Raw genomic sequence first — 19029 nt, forward strand, 5'->3', positions numbered from 1 at the left:
CCTGGCAGTAAACTTTCTGGAGTTCAGGCAACATTCTGCGGAAAACATTGTCAAAGAGAATGATGTCCGCCCAGTCTTTCATGTCGATTCTGGCCTGGCTGACGGGAGCGGTGGTCTCCTTTATGATCGGAACATACCGGCCGTCAATGATGTGGCCGATGGTCGGGCCATTGACAGGAAGATGTCTTCCATCGATGTTCCTGCAGCCGACCCGCTGACGGACTGCAAACCGGTCCTTGTTCTTGCCATATGCGATAACGACTGTGTTCTTAGGGCGTTCTACGGCGAGGATTTCTTTCGGAATTGGCACTTTCAGGTCTCCTTTCGTATAGTCTTATTATACATCTAATTAGTCTATATATCAAGGAAACGGGGCGGAAAATGTCGACAGATTTTCAAGATACGGATGCTCAGAAAGGCTGGTTTTCAGGGCTTTACGAGCGGACAGGTAAACCAAGTAATAACGACGGCAACTACAGAAGCGAAAGTATAGGCTTTCCTATAGTCCAACCGTTGGGAAAGTTGTATTTAACTTTCATTAAATAAAAGGAGAGAAGGGGACGAGGACCCCGGATCCTGCCGTTTGGCAGGGTCCGGGGCCTTTCTATTTATAGCATTTTAAAATATATTATGCATTTATATTGACTTTTTCGAATAAGCGCGATTATAGTACTTATACAGATACATAAGCGCGCTTATTAAAAAACTGTTTGTGAAAAAATCACAAATTCAACCCCAAACGGACGGAATTCGTCCCATGAACAGGAAAGGAGAAGAAGAGCGGTATGAAACTGGAAATCGGAAATTTCTATGTGAAGGACATCGTCTTTGGGGACGAGCTGAGTTTCCGCGACGGAATCCTCAGCGTGAACAAGGAGGAGGCGCTGAAGCGGATCCTGGAGGACGGGAGGATCACGGAGGCAGAGCTCTACATCGCAAAGCCCGGAGACGAGATCCGCCTCTGCCCCGTCAAGGAGGCGATTGAGCCGAGGACCCGCACGGACGGTAAGGGGCTTTTCCCGGGTTACACAAGCCCGCTCCGCCAGTCGGGAAATGGGACGCTCCACGCCCTGAAAAACTGCAGTGTCCTGGTGGTCGGGAGGCACTGGGGAGGCTTTCAGGACGGACTCATCGATATGAGCGGACCGGGGCAGAAGTTTACTTATTTCGGGGAGCTCCATAACCTCGTACTGGTGGCGGATACGAATGAGGAATTTGAGAGGTATGAGCAGCAGAAGAAGAACGATGCGCTCCGCCGCGCCGGGCACAGGCTCGCGGAATACATCGGAAGCTGCGTCAGAGAGCTCAGCCCGGAGGACAGGGAGGTCTACGAGACCGTTCCGATCACGAAGCGGAGCAGGGAGAGGAATGCCCTTCCCTCTGTGGTTGCGGTTTTGCAGCCGCAGTCCCAGATGGAGGCCATGGGATACAATGATCTCCTCTACGGCTGGGATATGAATCACTATCTCCCCTCTTTGATGAGCCCGCAGGAGGTGCTGGACGGCGCCATTGTATCCGGCTCCTTTATGCCCTGCTCCTCCAAGTGGTCGACCTACGACTTTCAGAATTTCCCGATCCTACGGAGGCTGATGGAAGAGGACGGGAAGGACTACAACTTCCTCGGCGTGATCATGGCGAATCTGAATGTCGCCATGGATCAGAAGGAGAGGGTGATCCAGATGATCGTCCAGCAGGCGACGGAGCTCGGGGCGGACTTTGCGCTTGTGACGGAGGAGGGCTATGGGAACCCGGACGCCGACTATGTGGGAGCGATTGCGGCGCTGGAAAGTGCGGGGATCAAGGTCGTCGGCGTCGCCAACGAATGCACCGGAAGGGATGGCGCCTCTCAGCCTCTTGTGACACTGGATGAAAAGCTCGTCGCCATGGTTTCCACGGGGAATGTCTCGGAGCTTGTGGAGCTTCCGCCGATGAAGACCGTGCTCGGAGAGCTGGAGGCACTCGGAAGGGACGGAAATTCCGGCGGCTGGGAGGGGGATGAGAAGCTCGGACCCTCCGTGCGGAAGGACGGCTCCATCATCATGGAGAACAACGGCTTCTTCTGCGGGGATCAGACGGTCGGCTGGTCGAAAAAGACCATGATGGATTTTTAAGGAAAGGGGTGCTCACAATGAAGAAAGCCATTGTCTATATTAACCAATTCTTCGGACAGCTGGGCGGTGAGGATACGGCGGATGTGGCGCCGTCCCTTCACAAGGGACAGATCGGCCCCGCTTTGGCCTATCAGCAGGAGCTGAAGGATTGTGAGGTCACGGATACCATCATCTGCGGGGACAACTACATGGGATCCCATACGGAGGAGGCCGTTTCCCGGATCCTGGATTTCCTTTCTCCCCTCTCCTTCGACATTTTCATCGCGGGCCCGGCCTTCAATGCGGGACGCTACGGCGTCGCCTGCGGAACGATATGCAGGGCGGTGAAGGAGCGCTTCGGAGTCCCGGTCATTACCTCCATGAATGAGGAGAACCCCGGGGTTGAGATGTTTCGAAAGGATGTCCTGATCCTGAGAGGCGGAAACATCGCCTCCAAGATGAAGCAGGATCTTAAGGCGGTCGCGGGTCTCGCCAACAAGATTCTCGCGGGGGAGGAGATCGGACCGGCATCTTCGGAGGGGTACTTTCCGACGGGACACCGCCATCAGGTCTTCATATCGGAAAACGCGGCGGATCGCTTCATGAAGATGCTCCGGGCGAGAATCCATAATGAGCCCTATGTCTCGGAGCTCATCGTCCCGAAGCAGGACAAGGTTCCGATCGCCCCGGCTCTCAAGGACTTAAAGCACGCGAGGATCGCGCTTCTTACGACGGGAGGAGTGGTTCCGGTCGACAATCCGGATCGGATTCAGTCCGCCTCCGCGACCCGCTGGGGGAAGTACGACATCTCCGGTCTGGACAGGCTGGAGGGAGGCGTCTTCAAGACCGTTCACGCGGGCTTTGACCCGGCGGCGGCGAATGCGGATCCGAATGTCATCATGCCGGTGGACGCCATGAAGGAGCTTCTTAAGGAGGGAGTCTACGGAAGCCTGCACCCCTATTTCTACTCCACGGTCGGCACCGGCACGACGGAGAAGGAGGCCGCCAGGATGACGGAGGAAATTCTTCCTCTCTTAAAAAAGGACAAGGTCGACGCCTGCATCATGGTGAGTACGTGAGGAACCTGTACTCGTTGCGGTGCAACGATGGTCAAGGTGATTGAGCGCGCCGGCATCCCGATCGTTCATATGTGCAACCTGATCCCGGTCTCGAAGACGGTGGGGGCGAATCGAATCGTCCCGACGATCTCGATCCCCTATCCTCTGGGAGATCCCGCGACCTCCAAAGAGGATCAGTGGAAGCTCCGTCTTCACAGAGTAAGAGCGGCTCTCGAAGCCCTCGAAACGGATATTTCGGAGCAGACGGTCTTCTCCGTATAGAGATCGATCTCATATCAGGCGGGAAAGAACGATTTACAGGGCTTCTGCGGCCCGGCGGAGAAGCTTCCCGGGTCTGCAAAAGCCCGGATTTTGGGTGGAGCAGCTTATGAATACGAAAAAAAATAATCTGGTATTTTATATCGCGCTCATCATATGCGCGCTGATCTGTATCTGGGCAGTGGGCTTCAATCAGAGCTTCACCGCCGCATCCTCCGCCATGTTTACCTTCTTTACGACAGACTTCGGCTGGCTCTACTGCGCGGCGATGCTGGCCTTTGTCTTCTTCGCCGTTTTTATCGCCTTCAGTAAGTGGGGGAATATCCGTCTTGGGGAGGATCAGGAGAAACCGGAGTACAGCACCTTGTCCTGGTTTGCCATGCTCTTTGGCTGCGGTATGGGCGTGGGACTGGTATTTTGGGGGGTGGCGGAGCCCCTGTCCTTTTATCTTCGCCCCGCGGCGGGGATTACGCCCTCCTCTCCGGACGCCGCGAATTTCGCCGTCAAGGCGGCCTATATGCACTGGGGAGTCTCTCCCTGGGCCAATTATTCCGTCATCGGACTGGCCCTTGCGTATTTCGGATTCCGGAAGAAGAAAAAGGGGATGATCAGCACGACATTGATTCCGCTGATCGGAGAGGAGAGGGCGGAGGGCTGGCTCGGCACGCTGGTCGACATCCTCGCGGTATTTGCGACGGTGGCCGGTATCGTCACCTCCCTCGGCCTCGGCGTCATGCAGATCAACTCGGGCCTGCACATGGTCCTCGGCCTTCCCTCGAATATCACGGTACAGATTATCATCATCGTGCTGATCTCCGTCATCTATATCTGGACGGCGGCATCCGGGATTGAGAAGGGGATCAAGGCGATCTCCGATGTCAATCTCTATCTCTTTGTGGGACTTATGACAGCGGCCTTTCTCCTCGGACCGAAGCTTGAGATTCTGAACAATCTGGTCGGAGGAGTCGGCTCCTATCTCCAGGACTTCATCAAGGACTCCGTGCTCATCAACGGCTACGGGGACAATCAGTGGACCTTTGACTGGAGAATCTTCTACTGGGCCTGGTTCATCGCCTGGGCACCCTTTGTGGGAGTCTTCATCGCGAGAATCTCGAGGGGGAGAACGATACGGGAGTTTATCCTCGGCGTCGCGATCGTCCCGGCGCTGACCTCCATCGTCTGGTTTTCGATCTTCGGCTCCCTCGGTCTTCACCTTGCGGAGAGCGGGGTCTTGGACGATGCCTCGCTGAAGGCGATCGCGGCGGCGCCGGAGACGGGACTTTTCCTCGTCCTCCAGCACTATCCTCTCACGAAGCTGATCTCTATCGTCTCGATCGTGCTTCTGAATACCTTCTTCATCACCTCGGCGAATTCCGGGACCTTTGTCCTCTCCATGCTTTCCTCCGACGGAAATATGAACCCGCCGAAGAAAAAGATGCTGATCTGGGGCGTGATACAGTCTTTAATGGCGATCGGAATGATGCTTGCCGGCGGCCTGAAGCCGCTGCAGACCATCTCCCTCTGTGCGGCCTTCCCCTTTATCTTTGTCATGTTTGCGGAGATGGCCTCTCTTGTGATCGCCTTAAAGAAGGAGAGGGCGGGAGATCCCGAGCATGCGGGGAAGGATTCGTAAAGAGATTCTCCTCTCCGCTTTCCAAAGATCCGCCTCCTTCCATCGGCGTTTTGCTTTTCCTGAGGGAAATGTGTGCTATCTCAGGCGTCAATCAGGAAGTGAAGGCGGATCATAAAGTATGCACTGAGCCGGGAAGCGTCCGTTTCCTCCGGGAGAAGACTTTTTGAGAGCATGGAATCGAGGAGGGCGACGATCAGAGAGTTGAGGATCTCCGCATTTTCCTCCGTGACCTTGCAGTCCTTTCGTCCGATCAGGGGGCGCAGGATGGAGAGACTTCGGGACGCGATATCCTGGCCGAAGTACATCTTTCCGATGAGCTCGGTATAAGCCTTCCTCTCCTCCGGAAAGATATGGTAATACAGGATAAAGAACTGCGTGAGCTTGTCCCGGTACTTCCCGTAGAAAAAACGGCGGGAGAGCTCGATATGCTGAAAGACATTGAGGCAGAAGGATTCCCAGATCTCATAAAAGTAGCGGAGGGCGGAGAGCCTTTTCTGGCTGAGGCTTGCCAGGGAGCTGTTGTACTCCGAGAGGTATCCGATGGAGACCAGAGCGAGGAGCGCGTCCAGATCCTTAAAATAGAGAAAGATGGTGGAGTTGTGATATCCGGCGATCTCTGCGATTCTCCGGATGGAAAGTGCCCCCTCTCCCTCCTCATCGATCAGAGTTCTGGTGGCTATGACGAATTCCCGCATCCTTTGGCATGCCAGATCCTTGTTTTTTGCAGACATATGCGCGCTGTCCCGTGAAATGAATGTGAATGAGTCCGGAATTTCTCCCCGGAGAGTATAACAGGCTTTTCGGGGAGTGACAAGCTTCATGCCTTGCCGCTTGGCTTCCGGGGCTCTGAAACCCGGACTCTGACAGGACCCGGAAGGGACTGAAAGAATGGATTCCAAGAAGCAGGGAATGAAAGCGTTAAGGCTGTATCATAAATGTGCTTCGGTGACGAAAACAATCCAAACACTGGGATTTCCCGGTAGAGAAACGCTTTATCCATTGGAGAAAAGCGGTGATGGAAAGAAGCTCAGAGATCATCCGGACCGTCTTCCTCAGCGAATGTGCCAGCTATCTATTTATCCATTGAAGAGAAGAAAAATGCAGTAAAATCTTGCTTTGAGAGAGGAGAATCGGTAAAATCAGTATCAAAAGAACCGGGATGCAGCAGCACGAGCCTTTATTTGTGGAGAGACAGGTATTTCAGAGGAGGTACGGTTTCACTGATGAAAAAAAGGAAATATCTTACAACTATAAACTACGCATTTCATAAAGGGCTTTCCATAGCTTTATTATTGATATACCCAGCGATCACAGGGATAATCATCATAATATTCTGCTTTGGGAAATATTATTTCTCTATAGAAAGAATATATAAATCAGACTTAAATATAACACTTCCCAAAATACAAAGACTATTATTGAATGAACAGGAAGAGTCGTTTACTGGAGATGGCTCGCAAGTGATTATCTACTTGACAGATGAAAAAGCTGGCAGCACTTATAATACCGCCAAAGAAAAGAAGATAGAGTATGCCGTAAAAAAAACTCTCTCAGATCTTAAAGTAAAATATGAATGGTATCCCAATTTTAAAGAAAAGTATTACTGGAAAATGCATGTAAAAAATGGAGGTTTTGATACCGTATATATCCTATACTTCCCACAAATAAGAAAGGTGTATGTTGTAAGAAATTCTATATAGATCGTAGGTTGCGGGAGTCGCTATAAGAATGATGAGACTTGCTCAGGACATGAAATATCTGCCCCCTTATTATGTGAAAATTGCCAAGTAAGATATAGATATTTCCAAATACATGGGCTAAGCTCCAACAAATCATGTTACGTAAGGCCGCTTTGGAGCAGCTGCTCTGGCTGGAACAGGGGGCTTCGGGGCTGAATATAAAAAGCTCAGCTTAGAGATGATCGGCTCGCTATCGAGGCTGGTCCCAAGGAGGGGAAGGGAGAGCGGAAGATGAACCGGATGCAGATCGAGGAGGGGAAAAGCCGGATCCTATGGACCAGGCAGAGTCCGGAGCTTCGGAGAGAGCTGGAGAGGAGCGGAAGATACCGCGTAAAGCAGGAGTACCTTGAGAAGAAGAACGGGAACATGAGCGGCTACTACGACAGGCTCTACCGCTGGTATACAAGGGCCGCATCCCGCATCCTGGATACGGGAGGGGCGCCCTATCCGATCTGGTTTAATCTGACGGAGGACAGGATGCTCCAGCCGGTGAAGGGCAGCGAGATCCTCGCTGTGGAGCTTCCTGCGGAAGCCTATCTGCTCTGTAATTATGAGGCCTGGGGCTATGTCGTAAATTATTTCTATGTCGCTCTCAGCCGGGAGGATGAGGAGAGGCACAGGGCGGAGCTTCGGAAAAACGGTCTGAAGAGCGATGACGAGCTTTTTTTGACAGAGAAGGGGAACTTCTATCCTATCTTAAAGAGAGAGGTGGAGAAAAGCTGGGAGAGGATTTTCACGCTCCGCCCCGATGACACAGAGCGCGGCGTTGCTGCGACGAGCTGGGAGCTTCGGAGCGAGTGGATCAGGGAGGTCAGAAGCTATGAAAAGGGAGCTTTGGACGGTCCAGAATAAGAGAGTGCTGGAGGAGCTTCTCTCCTCCGGCTGCTATCGGGTGAAGAGAAGCTATGTGATGGAGAAGTACGGGGAGAGCGCCTGGATCTTTCAAACGGCCTATGACTTTTTCATCCGGGAGCTTCGCTCCCGGATAGCGGCTCCGGAGGGGGCGGAATCCCCGGTCTGGCTTTTCTCCGACAGTCAGAGCCTCTTCCGGGCGGAGGGAGAGATTCTGATGCGCCTGGAAATCCCGCGGGAGGAGCTGCTCTTTTTTGATGCCCGGGACTGGAACCGGATCCTGAATCTCTCCTATCTTGGGGGAGAGGAGGAGAGGGAGTGCTTTCGAAGGGAGCTTCTCCGGCAGGGGATCCGGAGCGAGGAGAGCGTCTTTCAAAGCGCCTTTTATCCTCTGCAAAGGGCGAAGATCCAAAAGAGCTGGAGGAAACTGTTTGAAGCGGAGGAGGAAGCGATCGGGAAAAGCTATCGGCAGGCGGCGGTCTGGCAGCTTAAGAAGGAGTGGCTCATGGATTACTCTGTGCTCTGATGCCGCGCTTATACCTTGAGAGCCCGGCATAAGCGATTCGCTCTTCCGAAATCGCCTGCTTATGCCCTTTACTAAGCTTATTATACTCATTAAGCCATTGGTGTTACAACGTTAGTATATCACCTCAACCTATCGGAATCGGAAGAACCTTACCTACTGCAGACTCCATAGAATCAGACTGTCCGGCCCTGCGCTTGGGAGGCCGAAGAAAGATCCTTCCATCGACAGGAAACGGGAACATGTAGACCGAAGCCGAAAGGAACTTCAGTCTTGCTAAGCGTTGTTTTGGGCTGGGCTTTATCCGTACAAAACTGGATACCACGACCAGAAGTTCCATCGTTCTGTCTGTCATCGCGATGAATGTGGACAGGCTGCCAGCCTTTTCTTTTGCCGAATTTCTGTCAACGGTTTTTCAAGGTGCAATACTGAACATCTGGCGGTGTCCGAGCTTCAATATCAGCTCAGAACGGCTGGCATTTGCCCCCGGGGTTGCTGAGCAGACACTAATTAAGATTGTGTTTTACGAGCTATCTTCCCAGGGGAAATACCAAATCTTATTTTGAACACCTTGGAGAAGTGGCTCAAATTGCTATATCCCACAGCAAAAGCACTATCAGAGACATTATATCCGCAGCCAGTTATCAACTGATAGGCTTTTTCTAATCGATTTTCTTGAACAAAATTATAAACTGTACATCCAAAGGTTTCCTTAAAGTCGCGTTTCAGAGTACACTCATTAGTCCCCACGATTCTGGACAGTTCAGTTAAGGTTGGTGGATTTTCCAATCGAGTCAGTAAGACTTCGCGGGCTCGTTCCATCGTTTCCCTTTTGTAAGAATGTGCATTTTGGCAATGTTCTCTTCCGTTTAATCGACATAGATTAACGGACAAAAGTTCCAGACAATGGCATTCCAGCAATAAGCGATTTTGCGTCTGAGTAAATGCTTCCAATTCTCTGAGCAGAGCAGAAAGTAGCAGTTTTTCAGGCAGCGATAATTCCATGCAGCGAATATCAAAGCCCTGACTGTGTGAAAAAGATTGGAATGTCAAACGACTACTCCCACCAGCCATGAGCCAGTAGCGGTCAAAGGTTTTTGGGGGCAGGCAAATCTGCAAATGAGAAAAGTATTCCCCAGGCTTATACTCAGTGGAGCAGTTTACATCAGTGAGAAATTGTAAATACGGGGTTCCCGCTAAAAATTCGATTGCTTCACGATCCATCTGGCACAAAGCTCTTCCACTAAGTACATAGCTAATTCCAAAGAAAGGAGAGAGTACGGATGCCCGATGCTGGAAGTGGTCTGTAAAATGGCAGGACCACAATGAAATTCGCATTCCATTTTGAAGCGTAATGTCTTGAGCATGCCACCCTGTAGTTTTATTATGCTGATATAGCTGGTTCATTCTGTCCATCCCCGCGTATTCCGTTTACCATCAATGTCATTCCGCCTACCGTTAGACTTATGATAGTTTTCAGTGTATCATATTTTTACAAGGTTAGCTATATCTAACCTTGTATTGAAACTAACGAAGGAGCGGTATTATGAGCACAAAAAAACACAGTAAATTTATGCGGATGATTTCAATTATATCCGTCTTATCTCTGTCATTCTGTCTGCTGGCCGCCTGCACTACAGAAACAAAGCCCTCTACTTCTGATAATCCGGCCCCCTATAGCTCGTCTTCCAATCAAGTGGAAACTAAGGTAGTTCGACATCAGAAAGGCGAGACCGAAATCCCGGTTAATCCTCAGCGTCTGATAGACATTTCTGGCTCCGCTGAGGAATTGATGATTTTGGGGATTCCCTTTATCGCCAGTGCGAATACCAGCATGTATGATGGGACAACCGTTCCTGGCCATTTGCGAGAATATTTCGATAAAAATGGCGTTGAAGTAGTGGGTAATTATTCCGGCATGACGGACATCAATGTGGAACGCATTGCGGAACTGAAACCGGACCTTATTCTCATGAACATGTATAGCGAAAAAATATATGACCAGCTCAGTCAGATTGCGCCTACGATTATGATGAATGACGATTACAACTATGTTCGGTGGCGCAGCCGATTCCGAGATCTTGGCGACTGGTTTAATAAACGAGATACTGTAGACGAATGGCTGGCGGAGTATGACGCAACGGCGGCGGAGCTATCCGCGCAAATTCAGGAAGTAGTCGGGGATGAAACCTTTGCAGTCTTGGAGAGAAATACCGTGGCCTTTGGTTCCTATTATATCTATGGTGTAACTGCAGGCCCCGGTGAAATCATTTTTTCTGACCTAAAACTCAACCATACAGAGATCACGCCGGAGGATACATGGGCGAATGTCGTTGATCTCGAATCTCTCGCCACTGTTGATGCTGATCATATTATCTTTACCAGTGATGACGGCACTTTGGGAGAACTGGAGGATAACCCTGTATGGCAAAACCTAAAGGCAGTGAAAAATGGAAATGTCTATTTGGGCAATAATGAGACTCAGTATAATCTCTCCTATACACCTGAAGGAAAACTTATGTATATGCAATTGCTCACTGATGCTATTTTGAACCACATCAATATCCAAGATGCAAACTGAACAGTTAAAACATCCTAACAGGAAGATACCCTTGCTTCCATTGCTTCTGGAGTTGTCTATTGCTATTTTGGCTTCCGTAGTTCTATCTGCTTGTATTGGTGTGGCTGGGAGCAGCTTGTTGGCAGTGTGGGAGTCTTTGACAAACTTCGACCCTAATTCTACCGTCCATCAGGTCATACTGGAACTTCGTCTTCCGCGTGCGGTTGGTGCCGTTTTGATTGGAGCTGCTTTGGCATTATCAGGGGCTATTATGCAGGGGATTGGGAATAATCCCCTTGCAGATACAGGACTCTTGGGAATAAATGCCGGTGCCGGATTTTTAGTTTCGATAAGTATGGTCGTTTTTTCAGCAACATCCTTTCACCGGGTCATGGCCTGCGCGTTTTTAGGAGCCTGTCTTGGCGCTGTGCTTACCTATGGTTTTGGGACTGCGAAGGGGCGGAATATCACTCCTTTGCGGTTACTATTGGCAGGTTCCGCAGTTTCAGCACTCTTTAATGCGATTAGCCAAGGGATTTCTCTTTGTTTTGGTTTGGCAAAGGATCTTTCTTTTTGGCAGTCGGGGAGCCTCAGCGGACTTACATGGAATCAGATTTATATTGCAATACCGTGGATGCTTCTGGCAATGGCTGCGGGACTACTACTTGGGCCAGCGCTCTCAATTTTGGCGTTAGGTCAGGAAAGCGCCACTGGATTAGGAGTTTCTGTAAAGTATGTCCAGATATCAGGGATGCTTGTTTCCCTTGTTTTGGCGGGGAGCTGCGTGGCGATTGCGGGCGGAATTTCTTTTGTGGGTCTTATGGTTCCGCATATTGCCCGTTTCCTTGTGGGCACAGACTACCGAAAAATTTTGCCAGTATCCTTGTTAAGCGGATCCCTTCTCATGGTCTTGGCGGATGTCAGTGCCCGTATGCTCAACGCCCCATACGATATCCCTGTAGGGGCATTGGTATCTGTCCTGGGGGTCCCATTCTTTTTAGCATTAACTTATCAAAAGCGGAAAAGACGGTGGAAATAATGAATCGAAATGCCTTAAAAATGTTCTTTCTTTGCACCATGGCTGCGGCGGCATTTATCGTATTTATTGTTTCCATCAATGCAGGCTACAGCCATCTGTCTCTTGCTGATATTTTCAAAGGGCTATTGGGAAACGGAGAGTCCAGCACCAGACTCATCATACAACAGATACGCCTGCCCCGTATCTTAGTTTCTTTGTTATGCGGGGCAGGATTAGGGCTCTCTGGCTGCATACTACAGTCAGTAACAGGAAATCCCTTAGCTGATCCCGGAATTTTAGGGATCAATAATGGTGCGGCCGTGGCCGTCATGGTATTTTTGGTTTATTTTCCGGACTTCCACACAAATTCAACCCTTTTTATGCCAATATTTGCGTTTGTAGGGGCACTTGTGGTGGCTCTGCTTTTATATCTATTTGCCTTCCGAAGTGGCCGTCTAAACTCCGGCTATTTTCTTTTGGGCGGTATCGCAGCAGCGGCAGGCCTTTATGCCATTATGCTCATTATGGCAACTGGATTGGAGAACAGTAACTTTCAGATGGTTTCTCGTTGGATGGTCGGAACTTTTTGGGGAACCAGTTGGAAGCATGTGCTTTCATTACTGATTTATCTGGGAATTATGGTACCATTTACGCTTGCCCAAACGCGGCACTTAGATGTGCTTGTGTTGGGAGATTCGGTGGCCACTGGGCTGGGACTGGGCGTAGAGAGGAAACGGAGGCTGCTCTTATTTTTGTCAGTTGGACTTGCAGCCGCATGTATCGCAGTATGCGGTGGACTAAGTTTTATCGGTTTGGTTGCCCCTCATATAGCGCGGCGAGTGCTTGGTGCTCAACACCAATTTTTGCTGCTGGGGTCGGCCTTAATCGGAATGACTATCTGCATGACAGCAGACTCTATTGGGCGCGGGATATTCCAACCCACAGAACTTCCCGCCGGAGTAATAGTGTCGATCCTTGCTACGCCATATTTTCTTTATTTACTGCGCAGACAATACAGATAGGAGGTTTTCTATGTCCGTAGAACTCTATGCCAATGGTCTTTCCGCCGGTTATACGGATGGTTTCCATATTCGAGAACTTGACTTATCAATTCCCAGCGGAAAGATTACATCTTTAATCGGAGCAAATGGCTCTGGAAAATCAACTATTCTAAAGGCACTGACCCGTCTGATTCCAAAGGATCAAGGAAATGTTTGCTTGGACGGAAAATCTATCTATCAGATACCCACTAAGGAAATCGCCAGAAGACTTGCGATTTTGCCTCAAAATGCACAATGCCCAGATGCGCTTACCGTTGAGGAACTGGTTGAAAATGGACGCTATCCACATCGACGCAGGTTCAGTGGACTTACAGCGGAAGATCTTGAAGTCGTTCATTGGGCAATGAAAGCATGTGGTGTCCTGGACTTTGCCCATCGTGAGGTGGATTCGCTTTCCGGTGGACAGCGGCAGCGAGTATGGATTGCTATGGCTTTAGCTCAGAAAACAGATATGCTCTTATTGGACGAGCCAACTACTTTTTTAGATATTGCACACCAGCTTGACATTATGCAATTGTTGGTGCAGCTCAATCGTGACCAGGGTGTGACCATTGTTATGGTCATTCACGACCTAAATCATGCTGCAATGTTTTCAGACTATGTAGTTGCAGTTCGCAATGGAATAAAAGAGTTTGAGGGGACTCCCCGGCAGGTGATAACACCAGAAGTCCTTCGTATTGTGTTTGATGTGGAATCTGTACCCTTTTCCCATCCGGTATTTCACACTCAGCTCTGCCTGCCCTACGACCTTTGTAGGCATCCTTCCAAGGATACTCTTTAACGAAAATTAAGCCTGGAGGCCAAGGTTTTCTTTAATCGGAGGAGTCGGTATGCGAATATTTTATGCATTTCGCAAAATCTCGAAATACGCAAAGGATTTTTTCAAATATCTGATCTATGCCGTTTTTTTCTTGTTTGTTGGTGTGCTTGCTGGGCTGATCCCATTTTTCCTGATCTCCACTGTACTGAGCCGCTTCTTATCCGGCGCTGCTGTAGATACAAACTTAGCGGTCGTGGTATCTGTTGGCATTGCTATCTGTCTTATTTTGAAAACCTGCTGTACGAACGCTGGGCTGATAGCCTCGCATTTTTTAGCTTATAAGACCCTACAGAATATGAGGGAACGGCTGGCCGAAAAATTGCTTCGTATGCCCATGGGAACAATTATTGAAATTGGTCCCGGTGAATTGAAAAAATCTTTTTTAGAGAATGTGGAAGATATGGAGCTGATTCTGGCTCATGCACTTCCGGAAGGTCTTGCAAATTTGCTTTCATTTTTAGTGGTAACCGGAGCATTATTTGTAGTGGACTGGCGTATGGCACTTCTCTCTCTGGCAGTCTTGCCTATCGGATGCATTGCGTTTTGGGGGATGCTGCGGACCGGAAAAACTCGCATTCAGCTCTATTATCAAGTGTCAAAACAAATGAACGAGGCTATTGTGGAATACATTTCAGGTATGGAAGTCATAAAAGTATTCGGCCAGACTTCCGCTTCATTCCGAAAATATGGGGAAAGTGTTAAACGCTATCGGCAACGGACGCTGGAATGGTTTGGAGTATCTTGGAGTTTTATGGCTGTTTACAGCGTATTCCTGCCGGCTACGCTTTGCTTTATGCTTCCGTTGGGAGCGATTTTTCTGTTAGGAGGATGTATTGCGCTTGATCAATTCGTGCTCTGCTGTCTTATGGGGGTTGGAGTGGGGTTTCCCATGTTTAGACTCGTGGAATTTATTCCGATGCTTCCGCAATTGAGTATAAAAGCGGAAAAACTGGAACGCATATTTGATATGCAGGAATTGGAGGAAGGTAATATTGATGATATGCCAGACCACTTTGATGTAGAGTGCAGGGATATTTCTTTTTTTTATGGCGGAAATGAAGTGTTGCACCATATTTCCTTTTGTGCAAAAGAAAATATGGTTACTGCACTGGTGGGAGAGTCTGGCGCGGGTAAGTCTACCCTCGCTAAATTGATTTCCCGATTTTGGGATGTTGGGGCCGGGGGCATCCAGATTGGAGGGATTGATATACGATCTTATTCTTATCACGCTTTGGCCAGTTTAATGAGCTATGTGTCTCAAGACATTTTTTTGTTCAACACCAGCATTTTGGAAAATATCCGAATGGGACGGCCGGAGGCCAGTGATGAAGAAGTTATAAAAATTGCAAAAGAGACACAATGCCACGAATTTATTGTTAATTGCCCTGATGGATACCACACAATTGTTGGAGATGGAGGAGAAAAGCTATCCGGTGGGCAACGACAGCGAGTTTCTATTGCTCGTGCCATGCTGAAAAATGCGCCTATCATCATTTTGGATGAAGCGACTTCCTTTGCTGATCCCGAAAATGAAGATAAGATACAGCGATCTCTTAATAATCTTATTCAAGGGAAAACGCTGATCGTTATTGCACATAGATTATCAACCATCCAAAATGCAAACAATATCATTGTTATGGATCAAGGAAGGATTGTGGCGCAAGGTACTCATAGTGATCTTATGGACACCTCCCCACTATACCGGCGCATGTGGAAAACCTACACCCGGTCATCTCAATGGAATGTCAGAAAAGGCAACACCACGGTGCCAGAAAGGAGTGAGGTTGAGTGCTAAGATTTATTTTAAGAGCTCTTCGTTTTTCCGGAATATACGCAAAACAACTGAAACTGTCTTTTATTCTTAGCTTTCTGGAAAGTATGCTGTATAATACTCCGGTTTTATTGACAGTCCTCATGTTTACCCAGGCTATGGAGCATTCTCTTGAGTCCCGACATATTGCCTATTATGCGTGGGGGATATTGGCGGCCCTGCTGATATGCTGTATTCTCAAACGGCTATTTGTTCAATTAGAAAGCGGCACAGGGTATCAGATATGCGCGGAGGAAAGACTGTCGGTAGGAGAACGGTTGAAACAACTTCCCATGGGCTACTTTGGAGAAGGTACAATTGGGAATATTATATCTGCCATAACTTTTGATTTGCTGTTCGTGGAAGAACATGGAATGGCTGCGTTAGACAAGGTTATAAACGGCTATTGTGGCATATTAAGCAGTTGCATTATGCTGTTTTTTGTGGATCGGGTTGTGGCATTTACGGCGCTGGCAGTTACCTGTGTTGCGATGGTTGTTTTAGAATGGGTCCAAAGAGTCGGAAGTGAGCAGTCTGCTATCCGCCAGAAGCAATCCGCTGAACTGACCGATGCGGTCTTGGAATACATACATGGCATATCAGTAGTAAAATCACTGAATTTGAGTGCCGATAGAGCAAAACGGATTTGTACAACGATTAAAGATAGCTGCAATAAGGCGCTTACATTTGAGGTGAAATTCATGAAACCGAACATCTGCTACCAATTATGCTTTTCAGTTGGGATAGCCTTGATGATATTTGTTACACTTCTCCGATGCATCAATGGGCAGAGTTCACTTCCGACCACTATGATGCTCCTGATCTATGTGTTTTTTATTTTTTCACCCATACAGGCATTGGGATCGATGTCCAGTCAAATTCGTATCATGGAAGCTTGTTTGGATCGTTATGAGGCAATAAAGCGGATTTCTCGGATTATAGAGGGTTCTCAAACTGCGTTAACTCAATTTGAGATTGAGTTTGAAGATGTTGAGTTTTCCTATGGAACGGATGTTGTCCTGGATCATGTCAGTTTCTGCGTTCCAGAGCGAAGCGTCACTGCATTGGTTGGACCATCTGGTGCTGGGAAATCTACCATTGCCAACCTTATTATGCGCCTTTGGGATGTCCAGAAAGGTGCAGTATGTATTGGTGGAATTGATGTGCGCGATCTTACTACGGATGCATTGTTGAGTCACATTTCTACCGTATTTCAAAAGGTGTATCTTTTTAACGACACAATTGAGAACAACATCCGGTTTGGAAATCCACATGCTGCGTACGAAGAAATAATAGAAGCCGCACGAAAAGCCCGATGCCATGATTTTATTTTGAATCTGCCAGAGGGCTACCAAACTGTTGTGGGAGAAGGCGGCTCCACTCTGTCTGGTGGCGAAAGGCAACGCATTTCAATCGCGCGAGCCATTCTAAAAAATGCGCCGATTGTAATTTTGGATGAGGCTACAGCGAGTATTGATCCAGAGAATGAGCATCTGATTCAGCAGGCAATCAGCGAACTCACAATGGGAAAAACCGTGATTGTGATTGCTCACCGACTGGCAACTATTGAACATGCTGATCAAATTCTGGTGGTGGACCAAGGGCGTATTGTTCAGAAAGGAACTCATCAGAAGCTAATTTGTCAAAATGGATTATATCGACGGTTTATTGAAATTCGTGAATGTGCGGAAGGATGGAGTATTGCTTAAAAAACAGAGGCATTATAGGGCGGATAATTTTCAGGAGAAGAATACTATGTGTGGGATTCTGCGTTATCTGTATGTTATTTATCTTCGCCGCATGTGGTGAAACCGAGCGATATAACGCTGGCACTTATATAGTGACAGCTAAATAACTCTATGATATGCCCTCTTTGTTTGACAAAGTCCGCCGTCTCCGTTATACTGCTTCTTAGCTTTGGAGGGCCGGGGATTGCGGTGCCGCTGACTTCGGCATGGGAGTTCATCGGGCCTGATGCCGGGGCCGGATCTGGAAAGGGGTATTTTCGATGGATGAGGACGGCGGCGCGAATCGCGGGGAGCCTCACAGTAAACGGATGAAAGAGAAATTTCGGAGGTATAGTCTTTGGGCTATACCTTCTTTTCGCGGAGGCAGGGGGAGAGAAGAGGGAAACGATGCCGGGCTGAGGTTCATCTCGGGCCTTCCCTTCTGCGTTTTTAGGAGAGGGAGTTCATGATCGGGCGAGCGCTGCTTCTGATAATCCTGATCCTGATCAACGGCTTTTTTTCCTGTGCGGAGATCGCGGTTTTGCAGGTGGGGGAGCCGAGACTTCGGAAGCTTTCGGAGGAGGGCAGGAAGGGGGCGAAGCGCCTTATCAAGCTGACGGAGGAGCCGGCCCGCTTCCTCTCCACGATTCAGGTCGCCATCACCTTGTCCGGCTTCCTCTCCAGCGCCTTCGCCTCGGAGAGCTTTGCGCTCCCTCTGGTGGCTCTTCTTAAGCGCCTGGGGATGACGCTGGATATTCAGATCCTGAAGCCGATCGTCATCGTCTTTATCACGATCCTTCTCTCTTATCTCTCGATCGTGTTCGGGGAGCTCGTGCCAAAGCGCCTTGCACAGGTCCATACGGAGAGCATTGCGCTCTTCATGTCGGGGATCCTGAGCTTTATCTCCCGCTTTTTTGCCCCCCTGGTCTTTATCCTCACCGCATCCACCAATGCGGTTCTTCGCCTGATCGGGATCGAGCCGGAGGATGTGGACGATCAGATCTCAGAGGAGGATATCCTCATGATGCTCGAGGAGGGGCGGGAAAAGGGCGCGATCGAATCCTCGGAAAATGAATTCATCCAAAATGTCTTTGAATTCAACGATCTCACGGTCTCAGAGGTCTGCACGCACCGGACTGATGTCGCGATGCTCTATATCGGAGACACGGATCGGCAGTGGCGACGCACGATCCACGACAATCGCTTCGCCTGCTATCCGATCTGCGGAGAGGATGACGATGATATCATCGGCATCCTGAACAGTAAGGACTACTTCCGCCTGAGCGATCTCTCGCGGCGAAATGTCATGCAGCACGCGGTGGAGCGCCCCTTCTTCGTCTCCCAGAATATGAAGGTCTCCGCCCTCTTCCAGATCATGAAGAAGGAGAGGAAGTATTACGCCGTCGTCCTCGATGAATACGGGGGGATGACCGGCATCGTCACGCTGCACGATCTGATCGAGGCCCTCGTCGGAGATCTCCAGGAGGAGGATGAGAGTCCGGAGCCGGAGCCGATCGAGGCGGTCGGGGAGAATGAATGGATTATTCTCGGGGGAGCGGACCTGGAGGATGTCAACGAAGCGCTGGGCCTGGATCTCCCGGTGGAGAACGCGGATACCTTCGGCGGATACATTATGGGTATCATGGGAAGGGTCCCGGACGACGGAAGCTCCTTCCATCTCGATACCGGGGAGCTCTCCATCGATGTCGCCCATATTAAAAACCACAGAATCGGAAAGACCATCGTCCGAAAGCTCCGCCCTGAGGAGAAGGAGGGAAAGGCAGGAAAGGCAGAGGAACAGAAGGAGAACGGAGCTGCTCCCTAGCCGCACTCCCCGGCCGCTTTTCGGAGGTCTTTAC

15 protein-coding genes and 2 pseudogenes are annotated in these 19029 nt (G+C 49.5%); 14 read left to right on the top strand and 3 right to left on the bottom strand.

Going from position 1 to position 19029, the window contains the following annotated elements:
* Nucleotides 1–310: pseudogene (locus GCWU000341_RS13730) on the bottom strand (transposase); the annotation flags it as partial.
* A 475-nt stretch (nt 311–785) separates the two neighbouring features.
* On the opposite strand from GCWU000341_RS13730, the gene GCWU000341_RS03870 reads away from it, so the two are divergent.
* From GCWU000341_RS03870 to GCWU000341_RS03885, 3 genes are all read left to right on the top strand, one after another.
* Nucleotides 786–2111, top strand: a complete 1326-nt coding sequence (locus GCWU000341_RS03870) for a glycine/sarcosine/betaine reductase component B subunit (protein ID WP_009214439.1) — start codon at nt 786–788, stop codon at nt 2109–2111.
* A gap of 17 nt (nt 2112–2128) precedes the next feature.
* Nucleotides 2129–3430: a glycine/betaine/sarcosine/D-proline family reductase selenoprotein B gene (locus GCWU000341_RS03875; protein WP_081443140.1), complete on the top strand. Its 1302-nt coding sequence runs from the start codon at nt 2129–2131 to the stop codon at nt 3428–3430.
* A 106-nt stretch (nt 3431–3536) separates the two neighbouring features.
* A complete protein-coding gene (locus GCWU000341_RS03885) occupies nt 3537–5060 on the top strand; it encodes a BCCT family transporter (RefSeq protein WP_009214442.1) in 1524 nt (507 codons plus the stop codon).
* 80 nt (nt 5061–5140) lie between these two features.
* Here the strand turns inward: GCWU000341_RS03885 and GCWU000341_RS03890 are convergent, their stop codons facing one another.
* Nucleotides 5141–5791 (bottom strand): TetR/AcrR family transcriptional regulator, encoded by a 651-nt coding sequence (locus GCWU000341_RS03890; protein WP_196794796.1) that lies wholly within the window; start codon nt 5789–5791, stop codon nt 5141–5143.
* 330 nt (nt 5792–6121) lie between these two features.
* Here GCWU000341_RS03890 and GCWU000341_RS03900 point away from each other — a divergent pair, with 330 nt between their 5' ends.
* From GCWU000341_RS03900 to GCWU000341_RS13035, 4 genes and pseudogenes are all read left to right on the top strand, one after another.
* A complete protein-coding gene (locus GCWU000341_RS03900; protein WP_155812626.1) occupies nt 6122–6760 on the top strand; it encodes a transposase in 639 nt (212 codons plus the stop codon).
* A gap of 270 nt (nt 6761–7030) precedes the next feature.
* Nucleotides 7031–7651, top strand: a complete 621-nt coding sequence (locus tag GCWU000341_RS03905) for a DUF3841 domain-containing protein (protein WP_009214446.1) — start codon at nt 7031–7033, stop codon at nt 7649–7651.
* Nucleotides 7620–8177 (top strand): DUF3841 domain-containing protein, encoded by a 558-nt coding sequence (locus GCWU000341_RS03910; protein WP_009214447.1) that lies wholly within the window; start codon nt 7620–7622, stop codon nt 8175–8177. Before GCWU000341_RS03905 ends, GCWU000341_RS03910 begins: the two co-directional genes overlap by 32 nt.
* A 118-nt stretch (nt 8178–8295) precedes the next feature.
* Nucleotides 8296–8644: pseudogene (locus GCWU000341_RS13035) on the top strand (transposase); the annotation flags it as partial.
* A gap of 40 nt (nt 8645–8684) precedes the next feature.
* Here GCWU000341_RS13035 and GCWU000341_RS13040 read toward each other — a convergent pair.
* A complete protein-coding gene (locus GCWU000341_RS13040; RefSeq protein ID WP_242651621.1) occupies nt 8685–9590 on the bottom strand; it encodes a helix-turn-helix domain-containing protein in 906 nt (301 codons plus the stop codon).
* A 130-nt stretch (nt 9591–9720) separates the two neighbouring features.
* Between GCWU000341_RS13040 and GCWU000341_RS03920 the strand changes: the two genes are divergently transcribed.
* The 7 genes from GCWU000341_RS03920 (at nt 9721) to GCWU000341_RS03950 (ending at nt 18995) form a co-directional block, all read left to right on the top strand.
* A complete protein-coding gene (locus GCWU000341_RS03920) occupies nt 9721–10755 on the top strand; it encodes an ABC transporter substrate-binding protein (protein WP_040653422.1) in 1035 nt (344 codons plus the stop codon).
* A gap of 31 nt (nt 10756–10786) precedes the next feature.
* Entirely contained in the window at nt 10787–11773 is a 987-nt protein-coding gene (locus GCWU000341_RS03925; RefSeq protein WP_155812628.1) for a FecCD family ABC transporter permease, read from the top strand.
* Nucleotides 11773–12774, top strand: a complete 1002-nt coding sequence (locus tag GCWU000341_RS03930; protein ID WP_009214452.1) for a FecCD family ABC transporter permease — start codon at nt 11773–11775, stop codon at nt 12772–12774. The genes GCWU000341_RS03925 and GCWU000341_RS03930 overlap by 1 nt, the downstream gene beginning before the upstream one ends.
* 10 nt (nt 12775–12784) lie before the next feature.
* Nucleotides 12785–13594: an ABC transporter ATP-binding protein gene (locus GCWU000341_RS03935; protein WP_040653423.1), complete on the top strand. Its 810-nt coding sequence runs from the start codon at nt 12785–12787 to the stop codon at nt 13592–13594.
* 49 nt (nt 13595–13643) lie between these two features.
* Nucleotides 13644–15428, top strand: coding sequence for an ABC transporter ATP-binding protein (locus GCWU000341_RS03940; RefSeq protein ID WP_009214455.1), 1785 nt, complete (start codon nt 13644–13646; stop codon nt 15426–15428).
* Entirely contained in the window at nt 15422–17152 is a 1731-nt protein-coding gene (locus tag GCWU000341_RS03945; protein WP_009214456.1) for an ABC transporter ATP-binding protein, read from the top strand. Before GCWU000341_RS03940 ends, GCWU000341_RS03945 begins: the two co-directional genes overlap by 7 nt.
* A 484-nt stretch (nt 17153–17636) precedes the next feature.
* Nucleotides 17637–18995 (top strand): hemolysin family protein, encoded by a 1359-nt coding sequence (locus GCWU000341_RS03950; RefSeq protein WP_009214459.1) that lies wholly within the window; start codon nt 17637–17639, stop codon nt 18993–18995.
* The last annotated feature ends 34 nt before the right edge of the window (nt 18996–19029 follow it).

The organism is Oribacterium sp. oral taxon 078 str. F0262 (assembly GCF_000160135.1).
GTDB lineage: Bacteria > Bacillota > Clostridia > Lachnospirales > Lachnospiraceae > Oribacterium.